13 protein-coding genes are annotated in these 16,075 nt (G+C 67.3%); 9 read left to right on the top strand and 4 right to left on the bottom strand.

What is annotated here, in order from left to right; all coding sequences use genetic code 11:
- The first annotated feature begins 90 nt into the window (after positions 1-90).
- Genes WDC82_RS24505 through WDC82_RS24495 form a run of 3 tightly spaced genes read left to right on the top strand, consistent with a single transcriptional unit; the run spans position 91 to position 4,981 of the window.
- Positions 91-1,086, top strand: a complete 996-nt coding sequence (locus WDC82_RS24505; protein ID WP_340120074.1) for an HlyD family efflux transporter periplasmic adaptor subunit — start codon at positions 91-93, stop codon at positions 1,084-1,086.
- A complete protein-coding gene (rbbA, locus tag WDC82_RS24500; protein WP_340120073.1) occupies positions 1,083-3,854 on the top strand; it encodes a ribosome-associated ATPase/putative transporter RbbA in 2,772 nt (923 codons plus the stop codon). The genes WDC82_RS24505 and rbbA overlap by 4 nt, the downstream gene beginning before the upstream one ends.
- Positions 3,851-4,981: an ABC transporter permease gene (locus tag WDC82_RS24495; RefSeq protein ID WP_340120137.1), complete on the top strand. Its 1,131-nt coding sequence runs from the start codon at positions 3,851-3,853 to the stop codon at positions 4,979-4,981. The genes rbbA and WDC82_RS24495 overlap by 4 nt, the downstream gene beginning before the upstream one ends.
- A gap of 109 nt (positions 4,982-5,090) precedes the next feature.
- On the opposite strand, the gene WDC82_RS24490 is transcribed toward WDC82_RS24495, so the two are convergent.
- Positions 5,091-5,375, bottom strand: coding sequence for a hypothetical protein (locus WDC82_RS24490; RefSeq protein ID WP_340120072.1), 285 nt, complete (start codon positions 5,373-5,375; stop codon positions 5,091-5,093).
- A gap of 188 nt (positions 5,376-5,563) precedes the next feature.
- Here WDC82_RS24490 and WDC82_RS24485 point away from each other — a divergent pair, with 188 nt between their 5' ends.
- Complete coding sequence (locus tag WDC82_RS24485; RefSeq protein WP_340120071.1) at positions 5,564-6,598, top strand: sodium:calcium antiporter; 1,035 nt, start codon at positions 5,564-5,566, stop codon at positions 6,596-6,598.
- Positions 6,599-6,859: 261 nt separating this feature from the next.
- Positions 6,860-7,345 (top strand): MgtC/SapB family protein, encoded by a 486-nt coding sequence (locus WDC82_RS24480; RefSeq protein WP_340120070.1) that lies wholly within the window; start codon positions 6,860-6,862, stop codon positions 7,343-7,345.
- On the opposite strand, the gene WDC82_RS24475 is transcribed toward WDC82_RS24480, so the two are convergent.
- Positions 7,342-7,866, bottom strand: coding sequence for a hypothetical protein (locus tag WDC82_RS24475; RefSeq protein WP_340120069.1), 525 nt, complete (start codon positions 7,864-7,866; stop codon positions 7,342-7,344). The two genes, WDC82_RS24480 and WDC82_RS24475, sit on opposite strands and share 4 nt — an antisense overlap.
- Before the next feature lie 377 nt (positions 7,867-8,243).
- On the opposite strand from WDC82_RS24475, the gene WDC82_RS24470 reads away from it, so the two are divergent.
- From WDC82_RS24470 to WDC82_RS24460, 3 genes are all read left to right on the top strand, one after another.
- Positions 8,244-8,780: an ATP-dependent zinc protease gene (locus tag WDC82_RS24470; RefSeq protein WP_340120068.1), complete on the top strand. Its 537-nt coding sequence runs from the start codon at positions 8,244-8,246 to the stop codon at positions 8,778-8,780.
- Positions 8,777-9,682: a 30S ribosomal protein S6--L-glutamate ligase gene (rimK, locus tag WDC82_RS24465; protein ID WP_367576136.1), complete on the top strand. Its 906-nt coding sequence runs from the start codon at positions 8,777-8,779 to the stop codon at positions 9,680-9,682. Before WDC82_RS24470 ends, rimK begins: the two co-directional genes overlap by 4 nt.
- Before the next feature lie 105 nt (positions 9,683-9,787).
- Entirely contained in the window at positions 9,788-10,933 is a 1,146-nt protein-coding gene (locus tag WDC82_RS24460; RefSeq protein WP_340120065.1) for a succinylglutamate desuccinylase/aspartoacylase family protein, read from the top strand.
- A gap of 9 nt (positions 10,934-10,942) precedes the next feature.
- Here the strand turns inward: WDC82_RS24460 and WDC82_RS24455 are convergent, their stop codons facing one another.
- Entirely contained in the window at positions 10,943-11,737 is a 795-nt protein-coding gene (locus tag WDC82_RS24455) for a response regulator (RefSeq protein ID WP_340120064.1), read from the bottom strand.
- On the bottom strand, positions 11,715-14,330 hold the full coding sequence (locus WDC82_RS24450; protein ID WP_340120063.1) for an ATP-binding protein: 2,616 nt from the start codon (positions 14,328-14,330) through the stop codon (positions 11,715-11,717). Before WDC82_RS24450 ends, WDC82_RS24455 begins: the two co-directional genes overlap by 23 nt.
- A 322-nt stretch (positions 14,331-14,652) precedes the next feature.
- Between WDC82_RS24450 and WDC82_RS24445 the strand changes: the two genes are divergently transcribed.
- Positions 14,653-15,978 carry a mechanosensitive ion channel domain-containing protein gene (locus WDC82_RS24445; protein WP_340120062.1) on the top strand — a complete coding sequence of 442 codons (1,326 nt, stop codon included), beginning with the start codon at positions 14,653-14,655 and terminating at the stop codon, positions 15,976-15,978.
- Positions 15,979-16,075: the final 97 nt, after the last annotated feature.

Genomic DNA, 16,075 nt, shown 5'->3' with positions numbered 1-16,075 from the left:
GGTGCAAGGCTGCACTGCGGGGAGCCGCGTTGCGGGCCGCGGCGCGGCGTTGTAGGGTCGCCGCGTGTTGCCGGTCGGAAGGGGCCCTGGATGAAAAAGCGTTCTTTGCTTCTCTTGGCCGCCGTCGTGCTGGTGGCGGCCGGCGCGGCCGGCACGCTCTGGTGGCGCGATCACCAGAACGACCTGCCCGACTTCATCGCTAGCGGCAACGGCCGCATCGAGGCGGAAGAGGTCCATGTCGCCACCAAGTACGCGGGCCGCGTCGCCGAGGTGCTGGTGAACGAGGGCGACATGGTCGAGGCCGGCCAGGTGCTGGCCCGCATGGACACCAGCGAGCTGCGCGCCGAACTGGCCGCCGCCAAGGCGAGCATCGCCCAGGCCCGGGAGAACGTCGTCGAGGCACGCGCACAGATCATCCAGCGCGAGAGCGAGCTGAAGTTCGCCGAGCAGGAGCTGGAGCGCGCCGATACCCTGGTGAAGAAGGGGCACATCTCCCAGCAGCAGGCCGACCAGAAGCGCACCGACCGTGAGACCGCGCAGGCAGCGCTGGATGCCGCGCGGGCGAGGCTTGCCAGCACCCAGGCGGCGGTCGAAGCCGCCAGGGCGCAGGCCGAGCGTATCGAGACGCAGATCGCCGACTCCACGCTGGCCGCGCCGCGCGCGGGCCGGGTGCAGTATCGCCTGGCCGAGCCGGGCGAGGTGCTGGCGAGCGGCGGGCGGGTGGTCACGCTGCTGGATCTGACCGACGTCTACATGACCATCTTCCTGCCGACGGCCGAGATCGGCCGCCTGCTGGTCGGCAGCGAGGCGCGCATCCTGCTGGACGCGGTGCCGCAGTACGTTATCCCGGCCACGGTGTCGTTCATCTCCGCCGAGGCGCAGTTCACGCCGCGCGAGGTGGAAACCCGCAGCGAGCGCGAGAAGCTGATGTTCCGGGTGAAGGTGAAGATCGCGCCGACGCTGCTGAGCGAGCACATCGAGAAGGTGCGCACCGGCCTGCCCGGCGAGGCTTACGTGATGCTGGGCGGCGGCAGCGCCTGGCCGGAGCGCTTCGCCGTCAACCTGCCGCCGGCCGCCGGGCAATGACCCCGGGGCCGGGGGAGGGAGTTCCGGCCGCGCGGCTGGAGGCCGTCACCCACCGCTACGGCAAGACGACGGCGCTGGAGGCGGTCTCCCTGGAATTGCCGGCCGGCCGCATGACCGGCTTCATCGGGCCGGACGGCGTCGGCAAGTCGACCCTGCTGGCGCTGATCGCCGGGGCGCGCGTGATCCAGGAGGGCCGTGTCGAGGCGCTGGGCGGCGACATGGGCGCGCGGCGCCACCGCGAAGCGGTGCAGCCGCGCATCGCCTATATGCCGCAGGGCCTCGGCAAGAACCTCTACATGGACCTGACGGTCGCCGAGAACCTGCACTTCTTCGGACGCCTCTTCGGACAGGACGCGAAGGAACGGCGCCGCCGCATCGACTCGCTGCTGAAGAGCACCGGCCTCGATCCCTTTCCCAACCGCCGTGCCGGCAAGCTGTCGGGCGGCATGAAGCAGAAGCTGGGCCTCTGCTGCGCCCTGATCCACGATCCGGCCCTGCTGATCCTCGACGAGCCGACCACCGGCGTCGACCCGCTCTCGCGCCGCCAGTTCTGGGAACTGATCGCCCGCATCCGCGCCGAGCGGCCGGAGATGGCGGTCCTGGTCGCCACCGCCTACATGAACGAGGCCGAGGGCTTCGACAACCTGGTGGTGATCAACGACGGCAAGGTGCTGGCCACCGGCAGCCCGGCGGAGATCAAGCGGGCGCAGCAGGCCGACACCCTGGAGGAGGCCTACATCGCCCTGCTGCCGCCGGAAAGGCGCGAGGGTCATCGCAAGCTCGAGATCCCGCCGCCGCCCCGGCACGACGGCGCCCCTGCCATCAAGGCGGAGAATCTCACCCGCCGTTTCGGCGACTTCACCGCGGTCGACAACGTCAGCTTCGAGATCGCGCGCGGCGAGATCTTCGGCTTCCTCGGCTCCAACGGCTGCGGCAAGACGACGACCATGAAGATGCTGACCGGCCTGCTGCCGCCCAGCGAGGGCGAGGCCTGGCTGTTCGGCGAGCGGACGCGTTCCCAGGACATCGCCGCGCGCAAGCGCGTCGGCTACATGTCGCAATCCTTCTCGCTTTACGGCGAGCTTACGGTGGCGCACAACCTGCTGCTGCACGCCCGCCTGTTCCACCTGCCGGCCGGAGAAATTCCCGCGCGCGTCGAGGAACTGATGACGCGCTTCGGCCTGGCGCACTACGCCGAGGAACTCACCGGCGACCTGCCGCTGGGCGTGCGCCAGCGGCTGTCGCTGGCGGTCGCGGTGATCCACAAGCCGGAAATCCTGATTCTCGACGAGCCGACCTCCGGCGTCGACCCGTTGGCTCGCGACGGCTTCTGGGAACTGCTGGTCGATCTCTCGCGCAACCAGGGTGTCACCATCTTTATCTCCACCCACTTCATGACCGAGGCACTGCGCTGCGACCGCATTTCCCTGATGCATGCCGGCAAGGTGCTGGCCAGCGACACACCCGAGGCGCTGACGGCCGCGCGCCATGCCGACAGCCTGGAAGACGCCTTCATCGCCTACCTGGAAGAGGCGACTCTGGAGGGGGTAACGGGGGAAAGCGGGGAGGCGGCGAACGGCGCGAAGCCGGTTCGGCTGGCGCAGGAGGACGGCGGCGCCGCGCCGCGCCGCGCCGCTTTCGGCTTCAGCCCGCGCCGCCTACTGGCCTACAGCCGGCGCGAAGCCATGGAGCTGCTGCGTGATACCATCCGCCTTGCCTTCGCGCTGGGCGGCACGGCCTTGCTGCTGCTGGTCTTCGGCTACGGCATCACCTTCGACGTGGAAAACCTCACCTACGCCGCCTTCGACCGGGACAGGACGCCGGAGAGCCGGCGCTACCTGGAGAGCTTTGCCGGCTCGCGCTACTTCGAAGAGCGCGCGCCGATCGGCAGCTACGCGGAGATGGACCGCCGCCTGCAGTCGGGCGAGATCACCCTGGCGGTCGAGATCCCGCCGGACTTCGGCAAGAATCTGCTGCGGGCGCGGCGTCCGGAGGTCGCCGCCTGGATCGACGGCTCCATGCCGTTCCGCGCGGAAACCGTGCGCGGCTACCTGGAAGGCCTGCACCGCGGCTATCTCGCGGACCTGGCGCAGCGTGCGCCGGACCTCGCCTTGCCGGCCCTGCCGGCCGAGATCCAGTCGCGCTACCGCTACAACCAGAATTTCGAGAGCGTCAACGCCATGGTGCCGGCGAACATCGTCATCATGCTGGTCTTCATCCCGGCCATCCTCATGGCGCTGGGGGTGGTGCGCGAGAAGGAGCTGGGCTCGATCACCAACCTCTACGTGACGCCGGTGAGCCGGCTGGAATTTCTGCTCGGCAAGCAGCTGCCCTACGTCGTCATCGGCATGGTGAACTTTCTGATGATGGCGGCTTTGGCCGTCTTCCTCTTCGGGGTGCCGGTCAAGGGCAGCTTCCTTGCGCTCAGCTTCGGCGCCTTCTTGTACGTCATCGCGACCACGGGGGTCGGCCTGCTGGTCTCTTCCTTCACGCGCACGCAGATCGCGGCGCTGTTCGGAACCGCGATCCTCACCATGGTGCCCTCCGTGCTGTTCTCCGGCATGATGCAGCCGGTGTCGTCTCTGGAAGGCGGCGCGGCGCTGATCGGCAAGGGCTTTCCCGCCGGCTATTTCATGACCATCTGCGTGGGGACCTTCACCAAGGCGCTCGGCTTCGCCGAGCTGCGCGACAGTTTCCTGTCGCTCGCGCTGTTCTTTCCGGTCCTGACGACGGTCAGTCTGCTGCTTCTGAAAAAGCAGGAGCGCTGACCGTGGGCAGCCTCAAGAACATCTTTAACCTGGGGGTGAAGGAGCTATTCAGCCTGCGCCGCGATGTGGTGCTGCTGGCGCTGGTGGCCTGGGCCTTCTCGCTGTCGATCTACACCGCCGCCACCGGCATGTCGCACGACCTGCGCAACGCCGCCATCGCCATCGTCGACGAGGACAGGTCGCAGCTGTCCCGGCGCATCCAGCAGGCATTTCTGCCGCCCTTCTTCCAGGAGCCACAGGTGATCAGCTTCGCTGGGATCGATCCGGGCATGGATTTCGGCGACTACACCTTCGTCGTGGTGATTCCACCGAACTTCGAGGCTGACGTGCTGGCCGGGCGGGCCCCGGCGCTGCAAGTCAACATCGACGCGACGGCGATGATGCAGGCGGGTATCGGCGACGGCTACATCCAGTCGATCATCAGCCAGGAGATCGCGACGTTCCTGCGCGGCAGCGGGCAGGTTCGGACCGCCGTCGAGCTGGAGGCGCGCTATGCCTTCAACCCGAACATCGAGAGTTCCTGGTTTACCAGCATCATGCAGGTGATCAACAACGTCACCATGCTGTCCATCGTGCTGACCGGCGCCGCCCTCATCCGCGAGCGCGAGCACGGCACCATCGAGCACCTGCTGGTCATGCCGCTGACGCCGTTCGAGATCATGATGGCGAAGGTCTGGGCCAACGGGCTGGTCATCCTGGTCGCCGTTGCCCTCTGCCTGCTGCTGGTGGTGGAAACGCTGCTGCAGGTGCCGGTGGCGGGCTCGCGCAGCCTGTTCTTCCTCGGTCTGGTTTTCTATCTCTTCTTCGCGACGGCGCTGGGCATTTTCCTCGCCACGCTCGCGCGCTCCATGCCGCAGTTCGGGCTTCTGTTCATGCTGGTAGCGCTGCCCATGAACCTGCTGTCCGGCGGCCAGACGCCGATCGAAAGCCAGCCCGAATGGCTGCAGACGATCATGGAAGCGGTGCCCTCCAAGCACTTCGTGTCCTTCGCCCAGGCCATTCTCTTCCGCGATGCCGGGATCGAGATCGTCTGGCCGCAGTTCGCCCTGGTGGGCGGCATCGGCGCGCTGTTCTTTGCCTTCGCCGCCCTCCGTTTCCGCGCCAGCATTGCGGAGATGCAAGGGTAGCAGGCGGCTACGGCCGTGCTCCGGCCCATCCTTCGAGACGGCATTGGCGCGCCTCCTCAGGATGAGGTTGGAATCGAACTGTGAGCTCCTACCGAAGCGCGAGTTGCTTTCAGCGCCGCGAGCGTACCAGCAGGATCAGCCAGGCCAAGCCGCTGATCAGCATCAGCAGCATGAAAGGCACCACGACCAAGGCGATGTGGGGATCGTTCAAGCCGGTAAAGGGGGTGAGCGGTCCGCCGATCATGAGATAGGCCGCGACCACCGCTGAGCCGGCGATCCAGAAGGCGAACAGCCGCTTGCGCCACTTGGTGCGCAGGGCGTGGTTCAGCGCGGCATCCGGCGGTTGCGCCGTCGGCGCCTGATAGGCGGAGCCGCTGTGATAAGTCGTCGACATGACGGTTCTCCTCGTTCCTTGCGAGGTAAAGTACACAAGAGAGCAACGTACGGCGGGGCGATGCGGTTCCCAGGATCGTTTCCGCCGATCCGCTCTTTGCATCCGCGCCCGGTCTTGGCATCTTGAACCCGCGCATCGAGGCGGGGCAGGTCGAGATCCCGCAGGGACGCCGAGAGCAGGGAGCATTTATGGATCTGGTCGCTCAACCGCTGTGGGCCGCGCTGGCGGTCTTCACCGTCGCCGTCGTGGTCATCGCCGCGGCGGGCACGGTGATGGCCCAGGTGGCCGACCGCCTCGCCGACCGCACCGGCTTCGGCGAAGCGATCACCGGCGGCGTGCTGCTGGGTGCCAGCACATCGCTGTCCGGCTTCATCACGTCGGTGTCGACGGCCGCGCAGGGCTTTCCCGACCTCGCGCTCAGCAATGCGGTGGGCGGCATCGCCGTGCAGACGGCCTTCCTGGCGGTTGCCGACATCACCTACCGCCGCGCGAACCTGGAGCACGCCGCCGCCTCGCTGACCAACCTCACCCAGGGCGCGCTGCTCATCGCGCTGCTCAGCATTCCCCTGCTTGCCGGTCAGATGCCGCCCTGGACCATCCTCGGCTGCCATCCGGCAAGCTTCGTCATCCTCATCGCCTACGTCTTCGGCGTTCGCCTCGCCTCGCAGACTCAGCGCGAGCCGCTGTGGGGCGCGAAGCAGACCGAGGAAACCCGTGCCGATGTGCCGGCCGAGCCGCAGGGCGGCGGGCGGCCTCTGCGCATGCTGGTGCTGCGCTTCGCCTTGCTGCTGGTCGTCGTCGGCTTCGCCGGCTACGCACTGGGACAGTCCGGCATCGCCATCGCGCAGAAGACCGGCCTCTCCCAGACCGTGGTCGGCGCGCTGCTGACCGCCGTCTCGACCTCCTTGCCGGAACTGGTGACGACGATCGCGGCGGTGCGCCGCGGCGCGCTGACCCTGGCGGTCGGCGGCATCATCGGCGGCAATACCTTCGACGTCATCCTGGTCGCGGCCTCCGACATCGCCTACCGGCCGGGCTCGATCTACCACGCCGGCTCCGATCGCCCGGATTTCCTGATCGTGCTCACCGTGCTGATGGCGGCCATCCTGATGCTCGGCCTGCTGCGGCGGGAGAAATACGGCTTTGCCAACATCGGCTTCGAGAGCCTGTTGATCCTGCTGATCTACCTGGGCGGCACCACCCTGCTGGTCTTCAACAGCTAGCGGACTGCTGAAAACGGGCACCCGACCCGTGGCCCATCCTTCGAGACGGCGCTGACGCGCCTGCCTCAGGATGAGGGTGGAGTTTGAAAAGATTGACCTCATGCTGAGGAGCACGCGGGAGCGTGCGTCTCGAAGCACGAGGTCAATCAGGCCGTCAGGCCTTCTTCAGCAGCCGGCGAGATCCTTTTCAACCGACCTCGCCGGGAACTTTCGGGCCCCGCCGAACATTGCCTTCGATAAGGCTGCCAGCGCGGAACCCCTATGTTCGACGCCATTTCCCCCCATCTGCTGCAGACGAATACCCCCGTTCTCGAGATCGTCAGCCGGCTCACCCTGGCGATCGTCTTCGGCGGCACCCTGGGGCTCGACCGCGAACTGCGCCAGAAGGCCGCCGGCCTGCGCACGCATATACTGGTCTCCCTGGCGGCGGCGATCTTCACCCTCATCACCTTCGAGATCTTCTTCGAAATGAACGAACTGATGGCGGAACCGCGCAGCGACGCGATCCGCATCATCGAGGCGGTCACCGCCGGCGTCGCCTTCCTGGCCGCCGGCACCATCATCCAATCCGGCGGCACCGTGCAGGGCCTCACCACCGGCGCCAGCATGTGGCTGGCCGGGGCGATCGGCCTTGCCTGCGGCGGCGGCTTCTACATCATCGCGGTTATCGGCACGCTGCTGGCGCTGGTGGTACTGTATCTGCTGGGCAAGGTGGAGGCCCGGCTGCTTCCCGGTGACGACGATTAGCTGCCGACCGGCCAGGCGATGTAGAATCCCAGGACGCCGATCACGGCGGCGGCGACCAGGCCGGCGATGAAGATCGCCTGGCGCGTGCGGGTCTTCAGGATGATTTCACCCTGGCGCGCCTCGCCGCCGCTGAGCGTCGGCCCGCCGGTTTCCGCGGCGGGAGAAGAGGAAGAGCCGGCAGAGAGCGGCGCCGAAGCAGAGGGGGAAGCAGAGCGCGCAGCAGTGGGCGTGGGCTGACTGCCGTGCATCGTCGCCGGGCCGCGCGGGCGTTCTGGCGGCGCGGGCAATTCGGCGAGCGCCTGCAGCACGCGGTCCAGGTCGTTGGGTTCGCCGCCGCCCATGTTCTCATCCTCCGCGACGGCCAGTTCGCGCGCGTCACGCTCCCAGCTTTCCAGGATGCGGCGCTTCTGCGCGTCGCTGAGGGTGGTATCGGCAAGCACGTCAGCCGGCGCCTCGTAGGCGTTCCTGTCGAGTTCCGCCTGACTGGCTTGGGTTCGGCTGGCTTGGGTTTGGCTGGGCATCGGGGGTCCTTTCGCGCAGAACAATGGTGACCGTACCGCCACCGGCACGGCCTTTCTGTGTCCTAGGGATAACGGGCTTGCTGCTGCCGGGTTCCGAGAAGTCCTCAGGGGACGGGGTGGAGGGACAGTCAATCCGATGTGAACCGCCAGACCCTGCTTTCCGGCGGACATCGCGGAAACTGCAGTTTTGACAGGCCGCCGCCAAGAATGCTTATGCTGGGATCGCGGCGTGCGCCGGTTGCACGGCAGGCGGCGTCCGGTCGTAAGGGATAGAGCAGGGGAGCAAGGCCATTGCGGGGTCGGCTGAAGGGGGACGGGGCAGCCAAGCCAGGGGAAATCCCTGTTCTCCTGCCGGCGAATCGGGGCGGTCTGCGCCGATGAAAAAGGTCAAGCGCGAGCGCCCCGTCGTCGGCTGGCGCGAATGGGTCGGCTTGCCGGAACTGGGTGTTGACAGAATCAAGGTGAAGATCGATACCGGCGCGCGCACTTCGGCGATCCACGCCTTCGAAATTTGGCCTTTTGAGCGAAATGGCAAGAAATACGTTCGTTTCCTGTTGCATCCGGTTCAGCGTCGCCGCCAGCCGGAGGTGCGCTGCGAGGCGCCGGTTATCGACGAGCGTATCGTGACCTCCTCGAACGGGGAGCGTGAGCGCCGCTATGTCATCGAGACGGCCGTGAAGCTGGGCGAAGCGGTCTGGCCCATCGAGATGACGCTGACGAATCGCGACGAGATGGGTTTTCGCATGCTGCTGGGCCGCGGCGCGCTGAGGAAGCGTTTCGTGGTCGATCCCGGCGGTTCGTATAAGATCTCGGGTAAGATCTCGGGTAAGATCTCGGGCAGGCTTTCGGGCAAATCTTCAGGTCAGAAGACGGCGCGCAAAGTGAAACTGAAAAAGAAAGCGAGGCCGGTATGAGAATCGCGTTGATGGCACGCAACCCGAGCCTCTACTCCCACCAGCGATTGATCGAGGCCGCCGAAGATCGCGGCCACGAGATCGAGGTGATCGACACCATGCGGGTCTATATCCACATCGCCTCGCATCGCCCGGAGATGTATTACCGCGGCGAGAAGCTGGGTGACTTCGATGCCGTGATCCCGCGTATCGGTGCCTCGGTGACCTTCTTCGGTACCGCGGTGCTGCGCCAGTTCGAGATGATGGGCGTCTATCCGCTGAATGAATCGGTGGCCATCAGCCGCTCGCGCGACAAGCTGCGCAGCCACCAGTTGCTGGCGCGCAAGGGCATCGGCCTGCCGGTGACGGTCTTCGCCCATTCGACCAGCCGGGCCGACGATATCGTCGAGATGCTGGGCGGCGCGCCGGTGGTCATCAAGCTGCTGGAGGGCACGCAAGGGATCGGCGTGGTGCTGGGCGAGACGACGGGGGCGGCCAAGAGCATGATCCAGGCCTTCGGCGGGCTGAAGGCGAACATCCTGGTGCAGGAGTTCATCAAGGAGTCCGGCGGTTCCGACATCCGCTGCCTGGTGGTCGGCGACAAGGTCGTCGCCTCGATGATGCGCAAGGGATCGGAAGGCGAGTTCCGCTCCAACCTGCACCGCGGCGGCTCCGCGCAAGCGGTGAAGATCACGCCGGAGGAGCGTTCCACCGCGGTGCGCGCGGCGAAGATCATGGGCCTCAACGTCTGCGGCGTCGACATGCTGCGCTCGAACCATGGCCCCGTCGTGATGGAGGTGAATTCCTCCCCGGGCCTGGAAGGGGTCGAGAAGGCGACCGGCAAGGACGTCGCCGGCGCCATCATCGGCTTTCTGGAGAAACACGCGAAACCCAACAAGACGCAGACCCGCGGGCGGGGTTAGCCCGCTTCGTGCCCTGTTGATATCCGGGCCGCAAAAGGCGAGACTCGGGGGCCGGCCGACGCGGGGCGCATGGGGTGCCCGCCGGCCGGTGGCGGCGATCGCAGGATGTCCAAGCTCGAATCCCTTTCCCGGGCGCACAAGCGCGGCCGCAAGAAGTCCGCAACCGCGCCTTCGGAGGGCGGCAAATCCGGGAAGCTCCAGAAGAAGCCGCTCGTCATCGGCGGCGTGGCGGTGATGCCGGGTGAGCGGCGGACCATCGACCTGCCGGTCACCGACCTTTCGACCCACACGCCCATCACCATGCCGATCCACGTGGTGCGCGGGCGCCGCGCCGGGCCGACGCTGTTCGTCTGCGCCGCCCTGCACGGCGACGAGATCAACGGCGTCGAGATCATTCGCAGGCTGTTGAGGCTCTCGGCGCTGAAGCGCCTGCAGGGCAGCCTCATCGCGGTGCCCATCGTCAATGTGCTGGGCTTTCTCTCGCAGTCGCGCTACCTGCCGGACCGCCGCGACCTCAACCGCAGCTTCCCCGGCTCGCCGCAGGGCTCGCTCGCCGGGCGCCTGGCGCGCCTCTTCCTCGACGAGATCGTCGCCAAGTCGAGCCACGGCATCGACCTGCACACCGCCGCGATCCACCGCGACAACTTCCCGCAGGTGCGCGTCAACCTCGACGACCCGGAGGGCGAGCGCCTGGCCCAGGCTTTCGGCGTGCCTTTCGTGATCAACACCGGCTTTCGCGAGGGCAGCCTGCGCGAGGCCGCCGCGGAGCTCTCGGTGCCGGTGATCGTCTACGAGGCGGGCGAGGCGCTGCGCTTCGACGAGAACAGCATCCGCGCCGGCGTGAAGGGCGTGGTGCGCGTCATGCGCCAGCTGGAGATGCTGGCACCGTCGTCGCGCAAGACCCGGCGCGTGAAGCCGCTGGTCATCCGCTCCAGCAAGTGGGTGCGCGCGGCGCACAGCGGTCTGTTGCGCTCGGCCACCGCGCTGGGCAGTGCGGTGAGCGAGGGCCAGCTGCTGGGCGTCATCTCCGATGCCTTCGGGGAGAACGAGGTCGAGGTGCGCGCCAGTGTCAGCGGCGTGGTGATCGGGCGCAGCAACATCCCGCTGGTGCACGAGGGCGATGCCCTGTTCCACATCGCGCGCCACGAAGGCACGCAGATCGTCGCCCGCTCGCTTGACGACTTCGAGCCGGAAGCGGCCTACGAGCGCGGCCTCACCTCCGAGCTGGCCGGCGAGGCGCCGATTGTCTAGGAGGAAAGCTCATGCCTCTTTCGGTTCCTGGCCGTTTACCGCGGCGTAGATCTCCGCCTTCTTCGCCGGCTGGACGTTCAGGTAGCGCAGCTTCGGGCTGTCCTCGCAGAGCTTGCTGAGGCGCTGGATCGACTTCTCCGTAAGCGCGGTGCCGGCGGCCAGCAGCAGGCGGCCGCCGTCGCTGTAGACGTCCTGCGAGACCACCATGCCGGGCTCTATGCGGCTGTAGTGCAGCTCGTCGCCGGGCGTCCCGCGCCGCTTGGTCTTGGCGGCCCGCGGGTGGGGCGTGAAGGGCACCTCGGGCGGGAAGATCGTGTCGCGCAGGATCCAGGCGTTGCTGGAGGTGCGCGCCTGGGCGCCGCATTCGGCGGGCAGCACCTCGACCGCATCGTAGAACGTCGGGGCTTTCAGCTGCGGGCTGCGCTTCAGCGCGCTGTCCAGCCGCTGGCGCAGCTGCGCCTTGGAGACCGGCTTGGTCAGCAGGGCGGAGACGTCGAGCTCGCCGGCGACGCGCACGATGTGCTCGTCGGCATGGCCGGTCAGCATGAGAATCGGCAGGGCGCGCGACAGGCCGGTATGGCCGGCGCGCACCGCGCGCAGGATCTCCAGGCCCGTGAGCCCGGCCATGCGGTGATCCAGGATCAGGGCGCGCGGGCGCAGGACCAGCTGCTGCATGGCCTGGTGGCCGTCGATGGCCTCCACCGGCTTGTAGCCGAGGTCGCGCAGCATCGATACCAGCAGCGAACGGATGAACGCCTGGTCGTCGGCGATCAGGATGGCGTTATGCGGTCTTGAGTTGTTCATGTCCCATCAGTCCTGACGTGGTCAGGAAAGCCTCCAGGCGGCGTGTCTCACTCTTCAGATACCGGACGCTCGCCGCCGCCTGCGTCCAGTTTTCGTCCCGGGCCAGGGCCTCCAGTTCGCCCGCGGCGGCGGCGAGCCGCCCCGCAGCGCCGTATTGGGCGATGCCCTTGGCGGCGTGGGCCGCCTCGGCCAGGCCCGCCGCGTCCTGTCGTTCCAGCAGCTCCTCGATGGCGGCGAGCGATTCCTGCCAGCTGCGGTGGAACGCGTCGATGATGCGGTCCAGCTGGGCGGGATCGTCGTCGCCGAGAATGCGCGCCAGGTCGGCCCGGTCGATAGGGGGCCGGTCGATCGGCGTCCTGTCGCTCGCCGCCCGGTCGTTCGGCGCCGGCGCGGCAGGCGCGACGGCCGCCGTCGGCGCGCCATCCTGATGCCACTGCCGCAGCACGGCATGCAGCTCGGCCAGCTTCAGCGGTTTGGTCAGAAACGCGTCCATGCCGGCGGCATGGCAGTCCTGTGCCGCGCCGGTGATCGCGTTGGCGGTGAGGGCGATGACGGTGGTGCGCGCTCGGCCCGCCGCGGCCTCCGCCGCGCGCAGCTGCCGTGTCATTTCCAGGCCGTCCATCACCGGCATGGCGCAGTCGGCGATGACGATGTCGTAGCGTCGGCGCGTTAGCAGGTCGAGCGCCTGGCGGCCGTCGTCGGCCAGATCGCAGTCGATGTTCAAGCGCTCCAGCTGGCGCTCCAGCACCCGCCGGTTCATCGCCTGGTCGTCGACGACGAGAACGCGCGGGGCCGCGCCCGCCGGGAAGCGGCTGATATCGCTGTCGGCATCGGCGGCCGCGTCGCGCGGGGCCGCGGGGGCGCCGCCCGTCCACTGGGTCACCGTCACCGGCAGGCTGACCAGGAAACGGCTGCCTTCGTGCGGCCGCGAGCTGCAGCGGATCTCGCCGCCGTGCAGCACGGTAAGCTCGCGGGCGATGGCGAGGCCGAGGCCGGTGCCGCCGAAGTCGCGCGCGATGGACGTCGAGGCCTGGCGGAACGGCGTGAAGAGCGTCTCGGCCTGCTCCGGCTCGAAGCCGATGCCGGTATCCTCCACCGCGAAATGCAGCCAGGCCGAGCGATCGTCGATCTTCTCCGCCGCCACGGACAGGCTGATATGGCCCTTGTGGGTGAACTTCACCGCGTTGTTCAGCAGGTTTGAAAGGATCTGGCGCAACCGCATCTCGTCGGCGATGACGCGGCCGGGAATCTCGGTCGCGACCGTGCTGGTGAGCGCGAGATGTTTCGTCTTTGCAGCGGCGTGGTAGATCGAGCGGATGCTCTCCACCACGGCAAGAAGGTCGAACTCCGTCGGGTCGAGCGCCAGTTCCTCGGATTCGATCTTGGTGAGATCGAGGGTGTTGCCGATCACGCTCAAGAGGCCGCGCCCGGCGCTCATCGAGGCGTCGACCAGCTCGCGCTGGTCGGCCGAGAGACCGGTGTCGCACAACAGTTCCAGGTTGGCGATGACGCCGGACAGCGGCGTGCGCAGCTCGTGGTTCACATGGGCGAGGAAGGCCGACTTCAGCGCGGAAGCATGCTCGGCGGCTTCGCGCCGGCGCACCGAGCGGTAGTCGGCAACGATGCGGGTGATCGCGTGAATGACCGGCGATAGCTCGTCGACCAGCGCCTCGCTGAAGCCACCGGCGCGGTTGGCCAGCACGATGCGGCCCAGCACCTCATCGTCCAGCTTCAGCGGCAAGTGCAGGGCATTGGCGAGGGCGATGCCGCCAACGGCAGCGGCCTTGGGCGCCTCGGCCTGCGGCTTGGCGAGGCCCGTCTCGCCGGTCAGCGCCCGCGCGCCGAGCAGGTCTTCCAGGCGGTTGGAAACGAGCGCCTCGTGAGAAACCGCCAGGATGCGCACCGCCGTCCGGCGGGTGCCGTCGTGGACGTTCTCGGCGATCACGCCGTGCTGGCAGCGGCTGATCTGCAGGATCTTGGCGAGCAGCTGGTCGAAGGACTTCCGCGCCCGCGTCTCGTCCAGGTAGATCGCGTGGGCGTCGTTGACGGCGGAGAGAATGGCGGTCTGCCGGCGCTGGCGCTCCGCCAGGACGACCTGTTCGGTCACGTCGTTGACAATGGAACGCACCGCCTGGACGCCCTGCCAGTCCACCGGCTGTGACAGAATGTCGACCGGAATGCGCCGCGCGTCGGCGGTGCGCGCCTGCCAGCGCAGCGGCTTCGAACCCGCCTCGCCGGACCCGGCTTCCCACCAGGGCGCACCGTCCTCGTGGCGCGGGTCCTGCGGGATGAAGTCGAGCAGCGAACGGCCGACCAGATCGGCACCGCGGGCGAAGCCCAGAACCTTCGCCATGGCGTCATTGGCAAAGAGCACCACGCCGTCGCGGTGGATGGCGACGCCGTTGTGCGACTGCTCGATCAGGCTGCGGAAGCGCCGCTCGCTGTCGCTGGTTTCGGCCTGCTGGCGGTAGACGCGGGAAACCAGCATCACCAGCGCGGCGGTGGTCAGGGCCAGCGCGGCGGCCAGCGACGGCAGATCGGCGCGCCAGGCCAGCACCCCGAAGAGCGCTGCCTGGGCGACAATCACGAGCATAACTGCCGCCGGTTTTGAAGTTGTTCTGGACATGGTGACTAAAGAGTTACCCACGCTAAATGGATTCGCAATAAATATCGTATACAAATTAATATATTACTTTATATAAATTTAAATAAAATCCAAATTATTTGCAATTAATCATTCAAAAACCAATGTATTCAACAACTGTTGGGTAAATTCATCTCCCTGATCGCGACGTTGCCGGGTCCGATCGGGCTGCCCCGGCGGCGTGCGGGGCTTGAACACGGTTCCACCGGAGGGTGCCTTGGCACTACTCTGGGCGGGACCAAGGTCGACTTGAGGAGCGCGGAACGCCGGCATGGATGACTTCTTCGATATGGACCAGGCGGCGGAAACCCTGCGTTTTGCCGGCGACTGGATCCTGCTGAACGTCACCAACTTCTGGACCCTGCTGCAGGTGGTTCTGCTGGCGGTGCTCTTCGGGCTGGCGATGCTGCTCGGCGGCCGGCTGCGGGCGCCGGTGGAGGGTTGGATCGCGCGCGCCAGCGTACCGGCGCGCTTTGCCGCGCAGGTGCGGGTGCTGCCCTCGCTGCTGAGGCCCTTCCTCTACCTGGTGTTCCTATGGATCGCCCTTGCGGTGCTGCGCCAGAGCACCTGGCCCAGCCGCAGCTACCTGGTCAGTGTGGCGGTCAGCCTCCTCACGGCCTGGGTGGTGATTCGACTGGTCACCACCTTCGTGCGCAACCCGGCGCTGGCCAAGGCAGTGGCCGTTGCTGCCTGGACCCTCGCCGCCCTCAACATCACCGACTTGCTGGACCCGACGGTGGTGTTGCTCGATTCCCTGGCCTTCACCTTCGGCGAACTGCGCATCTCGCTGCTGACGGTGGTCAAGGGCATGCTGACCCTGGCCTTGCTGCTGTGGGCAGCCTCGACGCTGTCGCGCTTCCTGGAGCGTCGCATCAGCGGCGTCCGTGACCTGACGCCTTCGGTCCAGGTGCTGCTCGGCAAGCTGCTGAAGATCACGCTGATCACCCTGGCCGTCGTCGTGGCGCTGAATAGCGTCGGCATCGACCTGACGGCGCTGGCGGTGTTCTCCGGCGCCATCGGTGTCGGTATCGGTTTCGGCCTGCAGAAGGTCGTCTCCAACCTCATCAGCGGCGTCATCCTGCTGCTCGACAAGTCTATCAAGCCGGGCGACGTCATCGAGCTGGGCAGCACCTTCGGCTGGATCTCCTCGCTGGGCGCGCGCTACGTCTCCGTGGTCACCCGCGACGGCAAGGAGTACCTGATTCCGAACGAGGACCTGATCACCCAGCAGGTGGTCAACTGGTCCTTCACCAACCAGCTGGTGCGCATGGAGATCACCTTCGGCGTCTCCTACAGCTGCGATCCGCACGAAGTGCGCCGCATCGCGCGCGAGGCAGCGGCCAAGCCGTCACGGGTGGCCAAGGACACGCCGCCCGTCTGCCATCTCGCCGGCTTCGGCGACTCGTCGCTGGATTTCGTGCTGCGCTTCTGGATCCGCGACCCGCAGGACGGTGTCGCCAACATCAGGGGCGAGGTGCTGCTGGCGGTGTGGGACGCCTTCAAGGAGCACGGCATCGAGATTCCCTATCCGCACCGCCACCTGCTGGTCACCCACCCGATCCCGGTGGAGACGCGCGAGCGGCCGGCGGAAAGCTGAGGGCATGCCAGGCTGCTGAAAAATACTTGGCGGCTTCGGCATATCCTTCGAGACGCGCGGCGACGCCGCGCTCCTCAGGATGAGGTCAATCTTTTCA

Source organism: Pelagibius sp. 7325, assembly GCF_037652055.1.
Lineage (GTDB): Bacteria > Pseudomonadota > Alphaproteobacteria > Kiloniellales > Kiloniellaceae > Pelagibius.
This window is presented reverse-complemented; position numbering and strand designations above follow the sequence as displayed.